Annotated in this window: 14 protein-coding genes and 1 other RNA gene; 3 read left to right on the forward strand and 12 right to left on the reverse strand. The window is 68.5% G+C overall.

Annotation, left to right across the window (positions count from 1 at the left end):
- Positions 1-2: 2 nt before the first annotated feature.
- The 8 genes from ACSQ2H_RS05180 to ssrA all read right to left on the reverse strand — a co-directional run bounded on the left by ACSQ2H_RS05180 (position 3) and on the right by ssrA (position 8,019).
- On the reverse strand, positions 3-653 hold the full coding sequence (locus ACSQ2H_RS05180) for a flagellar assembly protein FliH (RefSeq protein ID WP_436060389.1): 651 nt from the start codon (positions 651-653) through the stop codon (positions 3-5).
- On the reverse strand, positions 653-1,678 hold the full coding sequence (gene fliG, locus ACSQ2H_RS05185; protein WP_436060390.1) for a flagellar motor switch protein FliG: 1,026 nt from the start codon (positions 1,676-1,678) through the stop codon (positions 653-655). Before fliG ends, ACSQ2H_RS05180 begins: the two co-directional genes overlap by 1 nt.
- Positions 1,675-3,321 carry a flagellar basal-body MS-ring/collar protein FliF gene (fliF, locus tag ACSQ2H_RS05190; RefSeq protein ID WP_436060391.1) on the reverse strand — a complete coding sequence of 549 codons (1,647 nt, stop codon included), beginning with the start codon at positions 3,319-3,321 and terminating at the stop codon, positions 1,675-1,677. The genes fliG and fliF overlap by 4 nt, the downstream gene beginning before the upstream one ends.
- 150 nt (positions 3,322-3,471) lie before the next feature.
- A complete protein-coding gene (locus tag ACSQ2H_RS05195; protein WP_436060392.1) occupies positions 3,472-5,679 on the reverse strand; it encodes a serine hydrolase domain-containing protein in 2,208 nt (735 codons plus the stop codon).
- Between the two features lie 110 nt (positions 5,680-5,789).
- Entirely contained in the window at positions 5,790-6,572 is a 783-nt protein-coding gene (locus ACSQ2H_RS05200) for a C13 family peptidase (protein ID WP_436060393.1), read from the reverse strand.
- A gap of 1 nt (position 6,573) precedes the next feature.
- Positions 6,574-7,044 carry a PaaI family thioesterase gene (locus tag ACSQ2H_RS05205; protein WP_436060394.1) on the reverse strand — a complete coding sequence of 157 codons (471 nt, stop codon included), beginning with the start codon at positions 7,042-7,044 and terminating at the stop codon, positions 6,574-6,576.
- A gap of 9 nt (positions 7,045-7,053) precedes the next feature.
- Positions 7,054-7,548: an SspB family protein gene (locus ACSQ2H_RS05210; protein ID WP_436060395.1), complete on the reverse strand. Its 495-nt coding sequence runs from the start codon at positions 7,546-7,548 to the stop codon at positions 7,054-7,056.
- A 107-nt stretch (positions 7,549-7,655) separates the two neighbouring features.
- Positions 7,656-8,019, reverse strand: a transfer-messenger RNA (tmRNA) gene (ssrA, locus tag ACSQ2H_RS05215).
- A gap of 151 nt (positions 8,020-8,170) precedes the next feature.
- Between ssrA and ACSQ2H_RS05220 the strand changes: the two genes are divergently transcribed.
- Positions 8,171-8,731 (forward strand): inner membrane-spanning protein YciB, encoded by a 561-nt coding sequence (locus tag ACSQ2H_RS05220; RefSeq protein ID WP_436060396.1) that lies wholly within the window; start codon positions 8,171-8,173, stop codon positions 8,729-8,731.
- Here the strand turns inward: ACSQ2H_RS05220 and ACSQ2H_RS05225 are convergent.
- Positions 8,728-9,168 carry a universal stress protein gene (locus ACSQ2H_RS05225; RefSeq protein ID WP_436060397.1) on the reverse strand — a complete coding sequence of 147 codons (441 nt, stop codon included), beginning with the start codon at positions 9,166-9,168 and terminating at the stop codon, positions 8,728-8,730. The genes ACSQ2H_RS05220 and ACSQ2H_RS05225 overlap by 4 nt on opposite strands.
- A gap of 243 nt (positions 9,169-9,411) precedes the next feature.
- On the opposite strand from ACSQ2H_RS05225, the gene ACSQ2H_RS05230 reads away from it, so the two are divergent.
- The gene (locus ACSQ2H_RS05230; RefSeq protein ID WP_436060398.1) at positions 9,412-10,065 is read left to right on the forward strand and encodes an aquaporin; all 654 of its coding nucleotides are present in this window, start codon (positions 9,412-9,414) and stop codon (positions 10,063-10,065) included.
- Here the strand turns inward: ACSQ2H_RS05230 and ACSQ2H_RS05235 are convergent.
- Both ACSQ2H_RS05235 and ilvN read right to left on the reverse strand, forming a co-directional pair.
- Positions 10,049-10,948, reverse strand: a complete 900-nt coding sequence (locus tag ACSQ2H_RS05235) for a hypothetical protein (RefSeq protein WP_436060399.1) — start codon at positions 10,946-10,948, stop codon at positions 10,049-10,051. The genes ACSQ2H_RS05230 and ACSQ2H_RS05235 overlap by 17 nt on opposite strands.
- A gap of 13 nt (positions 10,949-10,961) precedes the next feature.
- Complete coding sequence (ilvN, locus tag ACSQ2H_RS05240; RefSeq protein WP_293401334.1) at positions 10,962-11,510, reverse strand: acetolactate synthase small subunit; 549 nt, start codon at positions 11,508-11,510, stop codon at positions 10,962-10,964.
- Positions 11,511-11,689: 179 nt separating this feature from the next.
- Between ilvN and ACSQ2H_RS05245 the strand changes: the two genes are divergently transcribed.
- On the forward strand, positions 11,690-12,046 hold the full coding sequence (locus tag ACSQ2H_RS05245) for a SnoaL-like domain-containing protein (RefSeq protein ID WP_436060400.1): 357 nt from the start codon (positions 11,690-11,692) through the stop codon (positions 12,044-12,046).
- A gap of 37 nt (positions 12,047-12,083) precedes the next feature.
- Here the strand turns inward: ACSQ2H_RS05245 and ACSQ2H_RS05250 are convergent, their stop codons facing one another.
- On the reverse strand, positions 12,084-13,880 hold the full coding sequence (locus ACSQ2H_RS05250) for an acetolactate synthase 3 large subunit (RefSeq protein ID WP_436060401.1): 1,797 nt from the start codon (positions 13,878-13,880) through the stop codon (positions 12,084-12,086).
- Between the last annotated feature and the right edge of the window lie 105 nt (positions 13,881-13,985).

Genomic DNA, 13,985 nt, shown 5'->3' on the forward strand with positions numbered 1-13,985 from the left:
GGTCAGCTTTCGCTTCCGGGAATGAGGGGTTCGGCGTGCAGCCCTTCGGCGGCCAGGGCCGCTTCGAGAGCGGCGGCCACGCGGGCGGCTGCGGCGGCGGGGTCGAAGGCGGCCGCGCCGTCGCCGAAGTCGAGGGTGAAGGCCGCAGGGCCGACGCCGGGAGCCGGGCGGACCTGAATCGCGCCGGCGTAGCCGATCGCCTGGGCTGTCTGCTCCAGCGCCGCCTGGGCGCCTTCGGCCAGATCGGCGCCGACGCTGACGACCAGTCGCGGGGAAGCTTCGATCTCGCGGGCGAGGTTCTCGAGCGCGGCCTGGATCGGCGCCTCGGGGAACTTGGCGAGGGCGGCGTCGGCGATAGCGCGGGCGCAGGCCAGGGCGAGTTCGGCCGAGCCGACGCGGTGCTCGTGGGCGACGCCGGCCAGCCGGGGCAGGGCCTGGCCCACGCTCGCGGCGATCTGAGAGAGGGCCTGGGCCTGCAGCGCGGCCATCGATCCCAGGGCCTGGCGCTCGCCCTCGGCGAAGGCCTGGGCGCGCAGGGCCTCGACCTCTTCGGCCGGGAACAGGCGCTTGGGCCGCTGGGCGGCGTAGGCGACGTCGCCGGCGTTGTCGAACACCGTGTCGAAGCCGAATTTCTGGTGGGGCGTGCTGGTCATCAGTAGATCAGCTCGTCATCGCCGCCGGACCCGGCCAGCATGATCTCGCCCTTGGCGGCCAGGTCCTTGGCGACCTGGACCATGGCCATCTGAGCCTGGTCGACGTCGCGCAGGCGCACGGGGCCCATGCTCTCCATGTCCTCGCGCATGATCTTGGCGGCCCGCTCGGACATGTTGGAGAAGAACATTTCGCGCAGGGAGTCGGACGCGCCCTTCAGGGCCAGGCCCAGCTGGTCCTTCTCGACGTTGCGCAGCAGGGTCTGGACCCCGCCAGGGTCGAGCTTCGACAGGTCTTCGAACACGAACATCAGGGCGCGGATGCGCTCGGCGCTTTCGCGGTTGCGTTCTTCCAGGGCCCCGATGAAGCGGGCCTCGGTCTGGCGGTCGAAGGCGTTGAAGATGTCGGCCATCATCTCGTGGCTGTCGCGCTTGGACGTGCGCGCCAGGTTCGACATGAACTCGGTGCGCAGCGTCTGCTCGATCTTGTCGAGGATCTCGCGCTGCACCGGCTCCATGCGCAGCATGCGGGTGACGCACTCGAGCGCGAAGTCTTCCGGCAGGGCGGCCAGCACGCGGGCGGCGTGGTCGGACTTCACCTTGGACAGCACGACGGCGACGGTCTGCGGGTACTCGTTCTTCAGGTAGTTGGCGAGCACCGCCTCGTTCACGTTGCCCAGCTTGTCCCACATGGTCCGCCCGGCAGGGCCGCGGATCTCCTCCATGAGGGAGTCGACCTTGTCGGGCGGCAGGAAGGCCTGCAGCAGGCGCTGGGTCTGTTCGAACGAGCCCATGATCGCGCCTGCTCCGGACATGCCGGAGATGAAGTCGACCAGCAGCTGCTCGACGGCGCTGGACGAGACGGTGCCGAGACCGGCCATCGCCTGGGAGATCTCCTTGATCTCCTCTTCGTCCAGGTGCTCCCAGATCGTCTTGTGCTCTTCGCCAAGCGCGAGCAGCACGACCGCGGCGCGCTCAGGACCGCTGAGCTTGGATGCGTCGTTGATGGACTTCACGCGGCTGCTCATGTCGTCTCGTGGAGCCAGCTACGCAGCAGCGAGACGGACTCTTCGGGGTGCGTCTCAACGAACTCCGAGACGCGCTTCACCGAGGAAGCTTTCACCTGCCCCTCGATGCGGGCGATGTCGATGCGCTGCTCCAGCTCGTTGCCAGGGCCAGGCAGGGCCAGCGGCTGGCCGGTGGCCGGATCGAGCTGGATCTGCATCGGCTGGCCGTCGGCGGTGGTCACCAGACGGGTGATCGGGGGACCGCCGGCCAGGGCGGGCATGCCGCCCGCGCCCGATGACGGCTTCAGCAGCGGGCGGACGACGAAGAAGATCAGCAGCACCGCGACGAGGCCGAGGATCGCGATCTCGACGGCGCGCATGATGTCGTTCTTGTCGAAGCCCATCAGTGGATTGGCGGCCTCGACGCCGCCCTCCACGTCGGCGGTGGGGAAGCGGACGTTGACCACGGTGACCTGATCGCCGCGGTCGGCGTTGAAGCCGACGGCGGTGCGGACCAGCTGCTCGATGCGCTGCATCTCCTCGGCCGTGCGCGGGGTGTAGGCGCCGGGCTTGCCGTCCTGGCCCGCGGCGGTGGCGCCGTCGACGGCCACGGCGACCGACAGCCGCTTCATGTCGCCCGGCTCCTGCACCTCGGTGCGGACGGTCTTGGAGATCTCGTAATTGGTGGTCGATTCCGTGCGGCCGCTGGCGGACTGGTTCGTGGTCTCGCCGTTGGCCCCGACGCCGCCGGGGATGTTGGCGCTGGCCGACACCGCGCCGTTGGCGTCGGGCTGGCTCTCGCGCGAATTCTCTTCGTTGGTGGTCTCGGAGCGGACGACCTGGCCGTCGGGGTCGAACGTCTCCTGCTGGACGGTGACGCGAGCCAGGTTGAGGTCGGCGGTGACGTTGACGCGCGCCTTGCCGGGGCCGACGACGCCCTCGACCAGCTTGGTGACGGTCTTGGCGATCCGCTGCTCGACCTCGCTGCGGCGGCCGTCGGCGGCCTGGGCGCCGAAGCCGTCCTCGCCCGTCGACAGGGTCTTGGCGTGCTGGTCGACGACGGTGACGCGGCCCGGCTTCAGGTTCGGCACGGCGCTGGAGACCAGGTTCTGGATCGCCTGCACCTGGTCGGCCGAGGGCGCACGGCCGCCGACGCCGATGGTGACTGCGGCCGAGGGCTGCTCGGCCTCTTCCTCGAACAACTGGCGCTTGGGCAGCACCAGGTGAACGCGGGTCGAGGTGACGCCGTCGAGGCCCTGGATCGTGCGGGCCAGCTCGCCTTCCAGTGCGCGCTGGCGGTTCAGCTGCTGGACGAAGTCGGTCTGGCCGAGCGCATTGGCTTCGTCGAAGATCTCGTAGCCGACAGAGCCGGAGGTCGGCAGGCCCTTGGACGACAGCATCAGGCGCGTGGAGGCGACCTTGTCGCGCGGCACCATGATGGTCGAGCCGTCGCCCTTGACCTCGTACTTCACGCCCGCCTGGTCGAGGGCGGTGGTGATCGAGCCGGCTTCCTTCAGGTCCAGGTTCGAATAGAGCAGGGCCTTGGGCTCGCCCAGGTTCATGGTGAGCGCGATGAGGGCGGCGGCGACGCCGACCCCGATCCCGAGGATGGCCGCCAGTCGTCCTATTCCGAACCTCTGCAGGGCGGCGACGAAGTTGTTCAAGCGGGCGTCCTTCCCGGGGTACGCGGGACGGACGCTCACTCGCCCGCCGCTAGGCAGGATTTACCCAGTGCTTGGTAAACGACGCGTTTACATTTGCGGCGTTAACGCCTCAATTCGCGGAAGAATTTCGTTCTCTATGGTTGAGAAAAATCAACCACTCCAAGGGGTAAGCGCGCCCCAGAGGCCAAGCAGCAGCGTGAAGACGCCGTAGAGCAGGGCGGTAAAGGTAAACGCCGCCTTGCGTGTGGCCGGCCACGAATCAACCCGCCGACCGCCACGCCAGATGGCCGGCATCAGGATCAGCCCGCCCAGAGTCAGGGCCGCGGCGACGAGCACGCAGGCCGAGGCGAAGATCAGCGTGGCGCCCGGCCAGGCGTACATGACGTTGGCGATGTCAGCGGCGTTCGCCGCCCAGGCGCCGAACAGCGCCAGGGCCAGCAGCCAGAGCACCGCCTGGGTGGTTTGCAGCAGGCTGGCCTGACGCTGGATTGCGCTCTCGCGGAAGTCGCGGCGATTGCGCAGGAACAGCCCGCCAATCGTCGCCAACGCCGCCAGCCCGACCAGGATCGCCACGCCGGCAAGGACTTCGGGGCGTTTCCAGAAGCCGGCGCGTTCGAAGGTCTGGTCGCCGAAGGCGCTCTGGAAGCTGTGGGCGCGACCGCCGTCGATGGCGAAGGCTAGGTGGTCGGAGCCAGTGGTGGAAATGAAGCGGCCTTCCGACAGGTCGCCCTGCGGCACGAAGCTCCTGGTCTTGCCGTTGGCGGTCACCAGCAGATAGCCGTCGGGCGTCACCGCCACCGACGCGCCGCCGATCATCAGGCCGACCATGCCTTCCAGGCCGCGATAGGCGCGGCGGGTGCCGACATAGTAGCCGGCGAAGTCGCCGCCGCGCTCGGCCAGCGCGCGCGACCCTTTGCGCGGGAACGTCTCGGGCGCGACGTAGAACTGCTGCACGACGTCTCCGGCGAGGCCCATGGCCAGGTCGCCGCCGGTCTCGGTGTTGGTGCTGATGAACACGCCGAGGTTCAGGTCGGGGATCACCACCATGTTCGAGAGGAAAGACAGGGTGCCGCCGGCGTGGCCGAAGCCGGTGCGGCCGCCGGGCAGATTGTATTCGATGAAGCCATGTCGCCAGCCATTGACGCCGGGCGAGGTCTTGCGGATCGGGGTGTTGAAGGCGCGGGCCGCGCCGGGGCCGTAGATGACCGCGCCGTCCAGCGTGCCGCCGTTCAGCAGCAGCTGCATGTAGCGGGCCATATCGGCCGCGGTGGACGAGGCCGAGCCGGCCGGCGCCACTTGGCTGATGTACTCGAACGGCCGCGCGACATAGCCGCCAGGCGTCCAGCGATAGCCCTCGGAGATGCTCTCGCCCAGGCGTTGGGGGATCGCGCCGGGAATGCCGGCCTTCGGCGGATGAGGTTCGCGGAAGCTGGTGCTGTTCATCCGCGCGGGCAGGAAGATCCGCTCTTCGATCAGCCGTTCGAACGGCTTGCCGGCGACATAGGACACCGCCTGGCCGGCGAGGGTCGCGCCGTAGTTGGAGTAAGCCGAGGCCGAGCCAGGCTCGCGCACGCGGCGCGGCCGCTCCTGGCGCAGGTAGTCGGCCATCGGGCGCACGCGGTCGAAGTTGCGCTCGAACAGGTGGCCGAGCGCGCGGTCCTCGAAGCCGGGCGAGTGATCCATGAGGTTGATCACCCGCACCGGGGTGCGGAAGCCCTGGTCGCGGATCTGCAGCCGCTCGGGCAGGTAGAGATTGACCGGCGCGTCCTGGCGGATGCGGCCGGCCTCGATCTCGTTCATCAGCGCGATCCAGGTGAAGGTCTTGGAGATCGAGCCGATGCGGAACAAGGTCTGGTCGGGATCGACCTTGCGGGCCGGCGACAGGGCGGCCAGGCCATAGCCCTTCTTCAGCACCACCTGGCCGTTCTGGACGACAGAGACGGTGACGCCGGCGATGTGGTCGCGGTTCATGGCGCTGCGCACCACGCCGTCGACGTAGGACTCGAGCTCAGCGGCGGGGATCGCCTCGCCGGGCGCCAGGCGCGCGCCCGAAGCGGCGGCGGGCAGGGCGGGCGCTACGGTCAGCGGGACCCCCGGCGCGGCGGTCGCGGTCGTCGTCGCGGCCGCTGTGGGCGCTGCAGCCGCAGCCGTGGTCCGCGCAACTGGGCGCGGACGCTGCGGGCGCTGGAGACTGGTGTAGGGGACCGGGCCGCGCGGATTGACGGCTGGCGCGGAGGCCGGCGGCGGGCTGGCGGCTGGGGCCGAGGCGGGCGCCGGCTGGGCCGTGTCCTGGGCGCTCGCCGCCGTGGCGGCGCAGGCGAAGGCGGCGGCGAAGACAGCCTTGAAGATCAAACGCATGGATGATTACCCGCTGGCCCCTATTGCCCCACGATTCCTCTTGTAGGGCGCCGCACGCGCGGGGCGCTAGAGCGGTTGCGGCCTGCGACGATCAGGCCGTGGATCAGTGTTCATTCGCCGCCGGGCGGACCGGTCGGGAAGGCGTAGAGCGGCAGCATCGGGCGCAGTTCGCCGCCGATCCAGATCTGCGGCTCGGAGGGCGGCTTCATGCCCTCGGCGATCTCGCGCAGGGCCACGCAGCTCTTCACCGCGCTGGCGAGGGCGGCGAAGTCGCGGACCGACGGGCTCGACTTCAGCACGCAGTCGTCGAAGAACGGATAGATGTTGTCCTCGCCGCACCCGAACGAGGTGCGGTCGGGCCGGGCGGCGGTCAGGATCATGCGGTTCGGATGGGCCAACGGCCGCACGAACACGCCCGAGAAGCAGGCCGACATGATCACCACGGTCGGGCGGTTCTGGCAGGTGGAGTCGAGGATTCGTCCCAGCAGCCCAGGGGTGAGGATCTGTTGGTCGACGACCACGCCCTGCGGTGCGCCGTGCGAGGTGAAGTAGACCAGGCAGCCGGCCTTGGCCTTGGCCGACAGGTCGTTCAGCGAGCGGTAGATCGCCAGGGTGTCCGACTTCAGCGGCCGGTCCTTGTAGCGCTCGGGCCGGACCGAGAATTGGACGATGTTGTCGCGGGAAAAGCCGAGCCGCTGCAGCTCCTTGGAGACGTCGCGGCGGGCGTTGTCGAAGGCCTCGGTCGGGCCGCCGCCTGCGCCGTGGAAGTCGCCGGCGATGACCACTGCGGCCCAGTCGCCGAACGGCCCGGCCTGGGCTGACGCCACGGAAGGCGCGACCATGGCCAAGGCCCAAATGAAAAACGCGCCGACGATGCCAGCGCGTTTCAACATGTCAGCTTTTGTACCGCTGGAAGGGCGTGGGCACCGCGGTCCCTGTCGCCTTGGCTACCAGCCGTCCGTCGGCGTCGTAGAGCTCGCCCTCCGTGAAGGCGATGGTTCGGCCCCACTTGGCGACCTTGCCGATCCCCTTGAGCTTACCGGGCATGGCCGGGCGGAAGAAGGTGGTCTTCATCTCGGCGGTGGGCGCCACGTGGGTCATGCCCGAGGCGACCATGCAGGCCACCGACATGCATTCGTCGAGCATGGCGCAGAGGTAGCCGCCCTGGACCTGCTTCATCGGGTTGAGCAGCAGTTCGGGCTTGGCGTCGAACTCGACCTCGACCGACTTCTCGGCCTGGCTGACCGCGACGATGCGGAAGCCCAGCGTCTGGGAGCCGGTCGGCTGGTTCTTCGAGCGCTGGAAGCGCGCCAGGATGGCTTCGTCCGTCAGGACTTCGGGTTCGGCGGGGGCGACGTCGGTCATGCGGGCGAGTTACTTCTTTCGGAAGGTGTCGAGCGACACGACGTTGGGCGCGTTGGGATCCGCCGGTTCGCTCGGCGCGGCCGGCGGCTCCGCCTCGGCGGCGGCGGCGGCGGGCAGGGTGGCGGCGGCGGCCGGAGCTTCGAACTGCAGCAGGAACTGGACGCTGGGGTCATAGAACCGCGTCACGGCCGCATAGGGCACCGACACGCGCTTCGGCTGGCCGCCGAACTTCAGGGTCACCGAGAAGAAGGTCTCGCCCGGCGCCAGGTCCCAGTACTGGTGCTGCAGGACGATGGTCATTTCGTCCGGGTATTTCGACAGCAGGTCGTTGGGGCCGGAGACGCCCGGGGCCTCGGTCTTGAAGGTGATGTAGAAGTGGTGCGCGCCAGGCAGGCCTTCCGGGGCCGCGGCGCGTTTCAACGCGGCCTTCACCACGCCGCGCAGGGCCTCCTGGGCCATGGCTTCGTAGTGCATCTGATCTTGGGCCGGCGGGTCCTGGGCCATCTAAACTCCGGGGGTACTGAACGTGGTGCGGAGGGTAGCGTTTCGGCGTCAGCGCGCAAGGCGGCTCTCGCCGCAGGCGTCGTTGAATCGCAGGTTCGTCAGGTGAAGGTGGAGGGGTTCTGTTGCAAGGCCCCCTCCGGGCCCCGCCTAGCGCTGCTAAGACACTAGGAGTTTAGGTCGAAATCTATCGGACCGCTTACGCAGCCAGACGGACTTCTTCAGCGAAGTTGTCGTTCGCATTTAGTTTAAAGCCCGAAACGGTGGGCCAAGCCGAGAGAAAGCAACACCTTTAGACGTCTGTCGATGCTGATCGGCCCCATGCTTCCGGCGACAACTGCCGAGGAAGGATTGGTGGAGCCGCCGGGAATCGCACCCGGGTCCAGTCCGCTTATGACGTGCGCGTTTATCTCCATAGTCAGGGCAAGCCCCGACACTCCCAATATAGGGGTGACGCGCTGGTTTTAGAAGAACTTCCGGCTTCGGAACGGTGGATGACCGTTCGCGAAGCGCGAACGGACAGGTTGATTTCGCGAACCGCCGCGCCGGCTGCGCGGGCGGCCTCGGCGGTCGCGGGGCCTCGCCGCTAGGCTCTGGGCACGCTTTCAACGCCTGGAGTTTCCCCGTGAGCCCCCTCGTCTACGCCGCCCGCCCGATCCTGATCGACATGGCCGCGACCCTCGTCTTCTACGTCTTTCTCGCCGCCAGCGGCGACGTCGCCCTGGCCACCGGCGTGGGCATCGCGCTGGGCGTGGCGCAGGTGGCGGTGATGAAGCTGCGGGGGCGCAAGATCGCGGCCATGCAATGGACGGCGCTGGCCCTGGTGGTGATCATGGGCGGAGCCACGCTGATCACTCACGACGCCCGGTTCGTGCTGTTCAAGGCGACCATCGTCTATGCAGCGATCGGGGCGGCGATGCTCGAGTGCGGTTGGATGGGGCGCTACATGCCGCCGATCGCCCAGGGCCGCATCCCGGAGTCCTACATCAACGGGGCGGGATACGTCTGGGCGGGGCTGATGTTCGTCAGCGGGCTGCTCAATCTCGGCATGACGCTGCTGGCCGACCCGAAGCTGACGGCGAGCGTCATGTCGCTGTGGGCGCCGGGGTCGAAGCTGGCGCTGTTCGCCGCGCAGTACCTGCTGTTCAGGTCGGTTGCGCGGCGAAACACGGCGGTCAGCGTCTAGCGGACCACCAGCACCGGCACCGGCGCGTGGCTGAGCACTTCGGAGGTCTGGCTGCCGAGGATCAGCCGGCCAAGGCCGCGGCGCCCGTGCGAAGCCATGACGATAACGTCGACGCCCTGCGACTTGGCGGTCTCGATAATCGCCTCCGCCGGCGGCGAGTTCGGGACGTGCAGGGTCTTGGCGGCGACGCCGGCCTTTTCCGCGGTGGCCTTGGCCAGGCCGAGCACGCGGTCGGCGAATTCCTTCTGGATTTCGTCATAGTTGCCCATCTCGGTCGGCACCCAGCCGCCGGCGGCGCTGGCATAGACCGGGAACGGCTCGGTGACGGTGATCAGGGTCACCTGCGCGCCGAGCGCCTTGGCGAGCGCCAGACCTTGATCGACGCCCTTCTGGGCCGTTTCGGAGCCGTCGGTGGAGATGAGGACGTGCTTGTACATTTTGTCTCCATGCACTGGGCCGGGCCACGTTCGTGCGGCCCGCGTGAGTATTCGCTTCTGAAATCCGCAGTTCCAATTCCGCGAAACTACATAGGTTGCACGCGGTCCGGCACCCTAACAGCCAGGCTTCGCATGGGTCAGCCACGCTGTGCTCAACTCTGAGTGAGCGTTACGCCGTTCGCAGAGCGGCGCTATCTCAAGCTTCAACCATGGGTTAGCCTCGCTTCAAACGGGAGGCATTCCATGCAGAAGTTCGTCGCTGAGTTCATCGGTACGCTTACGCTTGTGCTCTTCGGGTGCGGCGCCGCCGTGTTGGGCGGCGAGAATGTCGGCCAGCTCGGCATCGCCCTGGCCTTCGGTTTCGCGATCGTCGCCATGGCCTACGGGATCGGCTCGATCTCGGGGTGCCACGTCAATCCGGCGGTCAGCCTGGCCGCCTTCATCGCCGGGCGGATGAACGCCCGGGACATGGTGCTCTACTGGATCGCCCAGTTCCTCGGCGCGCTGGCCGGCGCCGTCATCCTGGCGGCCATCGCCGGTTGGCCCGAACGCCTGGGACAGAACGGTTGGGGGCCGGGCTATCTGGGCGAGTTCAGCATGCAGGCGGCGCTGATCTTCGAGGTGGTGATGACCGCCCTGTTCGTCATCGTCATCCTCGGCTCGACCTCGAGCGCGGCCCCGGCGGGGTTCGCGGGCCTGGCCATCGGCATCACGCTGGCCGTCATCCACATCGTCGGCATCCAGGTCACCGGCGTTTCGGTGAACCCGGCGCGCAGCTTCGGACCGGCGGTGCTGGTCGGCGGCCAGGCGCTGTCGCAGCTCTGGCTGTTCTTCGTCGCCCCCGCGATCGGCGCGATCATCGGCGGGGCGCTCTACCGCCTCAACGTTCTGCGTTAGGCGACTGCGGAGCCGCCGGCTCGTCCTCGGGCGGCGGCTCCGTGAAGCTCGGCGGCTGGGGGCGGGCGTTCGGCGCGGGCTTCAGCCCGCCGCCCTCGGCGATCAGGTCGCGATAGGCGGACCGCGCCGCCGAATAGTTCGCACCGCCCGGATAGATCACGTCGATGCGCGGCTCGTGGCCAAGCGCCAGGCCGAGCACGGTCTCCAGCACGTCAGCAGCCTGGCCGATCTCGGCGCTGTCGCAGGCGCGGCGCACGGCGCGCACCTGCCCCGGCTGGGCCAGGGTCATGTCGTAGGAGGTGCCGTCGACGCAGAGCGCGTCGGCCGCCCCGGCGCTGTCGACCACTCGAACCTCGCGCGGAGCGCTCCAGAGCGGATCCTGGGCCAGGGCGGCCAGCCGCGCGGCCGCGCCCTGCGGCGCCTCGGCGTCGAAGCCGACGCGGCGGGCGATGCCAGGCTCGCAGCAGCCGAGACCGGCGCGGGCCTGGATGAAGGCCTTCCCGTCGCGCCGCACGGTCGCGCGTACCAAGGTCTGGCGCGCCGAAGTCGCCGGCCGAACCGCGATCTCGACGATCAATTCACCGGACCGCAGCACCTGGTTCTGCAGCGGCGGCAGGCCCCATAGGCGATAGAGCAGGGGATCATAGCCGTTGGCGACGACCAGCGGTCGCTCGCCGCGGTTAGGGCGGCGGCCGCCCAGCGGGTCGGCCGCTTCGTCGGGCTTGGGACGCGTGTCGTCCCACCAGGACTTCGGATCGGGATCTGGCCAGGGCCAGTCGAGGACCGGCTCGGGCGGCGCGGGCTGCGGCGCAGCCTGGGCGTTGGCCAGGTGCGGCGCGGATAGGAAGGCGAGGCCAAGAACGGTCGCGGCGATGCGGACCATCCGATCCTCCTTCCTACATGGCGTCAGGGCCCCGGGTGATGGAAAGCACGCCGGTGCGCGAGAGTTCCACCAGGCCGAGCGGACGCATCAGCTCGATGAACTTGTCGATCTTCGAGGAGGCGCCGGTCAGTTCGAAGATGAAGCTGTCGATGGTGGTGTCGAGCACCTTGGCGCGGAAGATGTCGGCGATGCGCAGGGCTTCGACGCGGTCGGGGCCGGTGCCCTTGACCTTCACCAGGGCGAGTTCCCGCTCCAGGCCGTTGGGGTCGCGGGTCACGTCCTGGACGTGGCGGGTGGCGACCATCTTCTCCAGCTGCGCCTCGATCTGCTCGAGCACGTGCGGCGCACCGCGGGTGACGATGGTCACGCGGCTGGTGTGCGCCCGGCGGTCGGTCTCGGCGACGGTCAGGCTCTCGATGTTGTAGCCGCGGGCCGCGAACAGCCCGACCAGCCGATGCAGCACGCCAGGCTCGTTTTCGACCAGGATCGCGAAGGTCGCCAGGTTCTCGGCTTCCTCGGCGTGGCTGAGGTCGTAGACGGAGGCGGGCTGGGCGTCGGACATGCGGGGCTCTCTAATCGTCGGTCGCTGAGGACGTGTCACAAGCAGGCGTGGGGGGCAAGTCGTGACTGCGGGCTGCGGGTGAACAAGTCATGAACATTTCACTTGCGCAGAACGGTGTTTGGTGACGGGAATGCCGGGCCGGGCGCTGCGCCCGGGCTGCCCCCCTGGAGCTGACAGTCATGAGCACCCAAGACATCGCCAACGATCTGGTCGCCCTTTGCAAGGCCGGCAAGTTCGACGAGGCGGGAAAGAAGTACTGGGCCGACGACGTGCTGAGCGTCGAGGCCGCGCCCGGCGACATGGCGCAGATGCGCGGCAAGGAGGCCCTGCGCGGCAAGGGCGAGTGGTGGGCCAGCGCCCACGAGGTGCACTCGACCGAGGTCGAGGGCCCCTACGTGAACGGCGACCAGTTCGTGGTGCGCTTCAAGATGGACCTGACCCAGAAGGAATCCGGTAATCGGATCCAGATGGACGAGGTCGGCGTCTACACGATCAAGGACGGCAAGATCGCCGAGGAGCGGTTCTTCTACGGCTGAGGCGAGGCGGGCGGCGCTGGGGGCGCCGCCGCTCGACCTAGACCAGACGCTTGCCGGCGTCGTCGATGATCGAGCCGAGGTCCCGGGCTTCCTCGGCCATGATCATCTCGTTGTGGGCCTTGCCGGACGGGATCATCGGGAAGCAGTTCTCTTCCTTGGTGACCCGGCAGTCGAACAGCACCGGCTTGGGGCTGGCGATCATCTCGCGGATCTTGTCGTCCAGCTCGTCCGGATGCTCGGCGCGGATGCCGACGCCGCCGAACGCCTCGGCCATCTTCACGAAGTCCGGCAGGCTCGACGAATAGGAATGGCTGTAGCGCTCGCCGTGCAGCAGCTGCTGCCACTGGCGGACCATGCCCATCCATTCGTTGTTCAGGATGAAGACCTTGATCGGCAGGTCGTACTGAATGGCGGTCGAGATTTCCTGCATGGTCATCTGCACCGAGGCGTCGCCGGCGATGTCGATGACCAGGGCGTCCGGGTGGGCCATCTGCACGCCGACCGCGGCCGGCAGGCCGTAGCCCATGGTGCCCAGGCCGCCGGACGTCATCCAGCGGTTGGGCTTGTCGAAGTGGTAGTACTGGGCCGCCCACATCTGGTGCTGGCCGACCTCGGTGGTGATGTAGGTCTCGCGGTCCTTGGTCAGCTCGTACAGGCGCTCGATGGCGTACTGCGGCTTGATCAGCTTGGCGTCGGGCCGATAGCGGAACGACTGGCGGGCGCGCCAGGCCTCGATCTGGCGCCACCAATCGTCGATTGCGGCCTTGTCGGTCGAAAGGTTGCGCGACTTCCAGGCAGCGATCAGGTCCTCCAGCACGCTGGCGGCGTCGCCGACGATGCCGATGTCGGCGCGGACGTTCTTGCTGATCGACGAGGCGTCGATGTCGATGTGGATCTTCTTCGAGCCCGGCGCGAAGGCGTCGAGGCGGCCGGTGACGCGGTCGTCGAAGCGCGCGCCGATCGCCACCATGACGTCGCAGTCGTGCATGGCGTTGTTGCTCTCGAAGCTGCCGTGCATGCCGACCATGCCCAGCCACGCCGGGTCCGAGGCCGGGAAGGCGCCCAGGCCCATCAGGGTCGAGGTGACCGGCGCGCCGGTCAGCTTGGCCAGTTCACGCAGCAGCTCGGCGGCCCTGGGGCCGGCGTTGATGACGCCGCCGCCGGTGTAGAGGATCGGGCGGCGGGCGCCGGCGATCAGCGACACGGCTTCGGCGATCTTGTTGGCGTCGCCCTTGGTGCGCGGATTGTAGTTGTGCGCGTGGGTGACTTCGGTCGGGCCCTGGTAGACGCCCTTGGAGAACTGGACGTCCTTGGGGATGTCGATGACGACGGGGCCGGGGCGGCCGGACGTGGCGATGTGGAACGCCTCGTGGATGATCCGCGGCAGGTCGGCGACGTCCTTGACCAGGTAGTTATGCTTGGTGATCGGGCGGGTGATGCCGATCGTATCGCACTCCTGGAACGCGTCGGTGCCGATCAGGTGCGTGGCGACCTGGCCGGTGAAGACGACCATCGGGATCGAGTCCATCAGCGCGTCGACGATGCCGGTGATGGCGTTGGTCGCGCCGGGGCCGGAGGTGACCAGGACCACGCCCGGCTTGCCGGTCGAGCGGGCGTAGCCCTCGGCCATGTGGGTCGCGCCCTGCTCGTGGCGGACCAAGACGTGCTGCAGGCGCTGCTCTTCGAAGAGCGCGTCGTAGATCGGCAGCACCGCTCCGCCCGGATAGCCGAACAGCACTTCGACGCCCTGGTCGATGAGGGCGCGGACCACGATCTCGGCGCCGGTCAGGGTCTCAATCGTCGTTTCGGCAGCTATCGTCTGGTGGGCTGTCATTTCAGCAAGGCCTTGATTTTCGGCAATAAAAAAGGCCCTCGAGGGGCCTGGGCGAGCGACCTTCAGCGGTCTGACACGTGGTCAGTCCGCGAGAGGTCGCACAGA

Origin of the sequence: Phenylobacterium sp. LjRoot97 (assembly GCF_964254345.1) — a bacterium.
Taxonomy (GTDB): Bacteria; Pseudomonadota; Alphaproteobacteria; order Caulobacterales; family Caulobacteraceae; genus Phenylobacterium.

What these genes read in the sequence shown, in the direction of transcription:
- ACSQ2H_RS05250 (WP_436060401.1), bottom strand. Translation starts at nt 13,880, where the DNA reads ATGACAGCCCACCAGACGATAGCTGCCGAAACGACGATTGAGACCCTG.
- ACSQ2H_RS05195 (WP_436060392.1), bottom strand. Translation starts at nt 5,679, where the DNA reads ATGCGTTTGATCTTCAAGGCTGTCTTCGCCGCCGCCTTCGCCTGCGCC.
- ACSQ2H_RS05235 (WP_436060399.1), bottom strand. Translation starts at nt 10,948, where the DNA reads ATGGTCCGCATCGCCGCGACCGTTCTTGGCCTCGCCTTCCTATCCGCG.
- ACSQ2H_RS05230 (WP_436060398.1), top strand. Translation starts at nt 9,412, where the DNA reads ATGCAGAAGTTCGTCGCTGAGTTCATCGGTACGCTTACGCTTGTGCTC.
- ACSQ2H_RS05210 (WP_436060395.1), bottom strand. Translation starts at nt 7,548, where the DNA reads ATGGCCCAGGACCCGCCGGCCCAAGATCAGATGCACTACGAAGCCATG.
- ACSQ2H_RS05200 (WP_436060393.1), bottom strand. Translation starts at nt 6,572, where the DNA reads ATGTTGAAACGCGCTGGCATCGTCGGCGCGTTTTTCATTTGGGCCTTG.
- ACSQ2H_RS05205 (WP_436060394.1), bottom strand. Translation starts at nt 7,044, where the DNA reads ATGACCGACGTCGCCCCCGCCGAACCCGAAGTCCTGACGGACGAAGCC.
- ilvN (WP_293401334.1), bottom strand. Translation starts at nt 11,510, where the DNA reads ATGTCCGACGCCCAGCCCGCCTCCGTCTACGACCTCAGCCACGCCGAG.
- ACSQ2H_RS05225 (WP_436060397.1), bottom strand. Translation starts at nt 9,168, where the DNA reads ATGTACAAGCACGTCCTCATCTCCACCGACGGCTCCGAAACGGCCCAG.
- fliG (WP_436060390.1), bottom strand. Translation starts at nt 1,678, where the DNA reads ATGAGCAGCCGCGTGAAGTCCATCAACGACGCATCCAAGCTCAGCGGT.
- ACSQ2H_RS05180 (WP_436060389.1), bottom strand. Translation starts at nt 653, where the DNA reads ATGACCAGCACGCCCCACCAGAAATTCGGCTTCGACACGGTGTTCGAC.
- ACSQ2H_RS05245 (WP_436060400.1), top strand. Translation starts at nt 11,690, where the DNA reads ATGAGCACCCAAGACATCGCCAACGATCTGGTCGCCCTTTGCAAGGCC.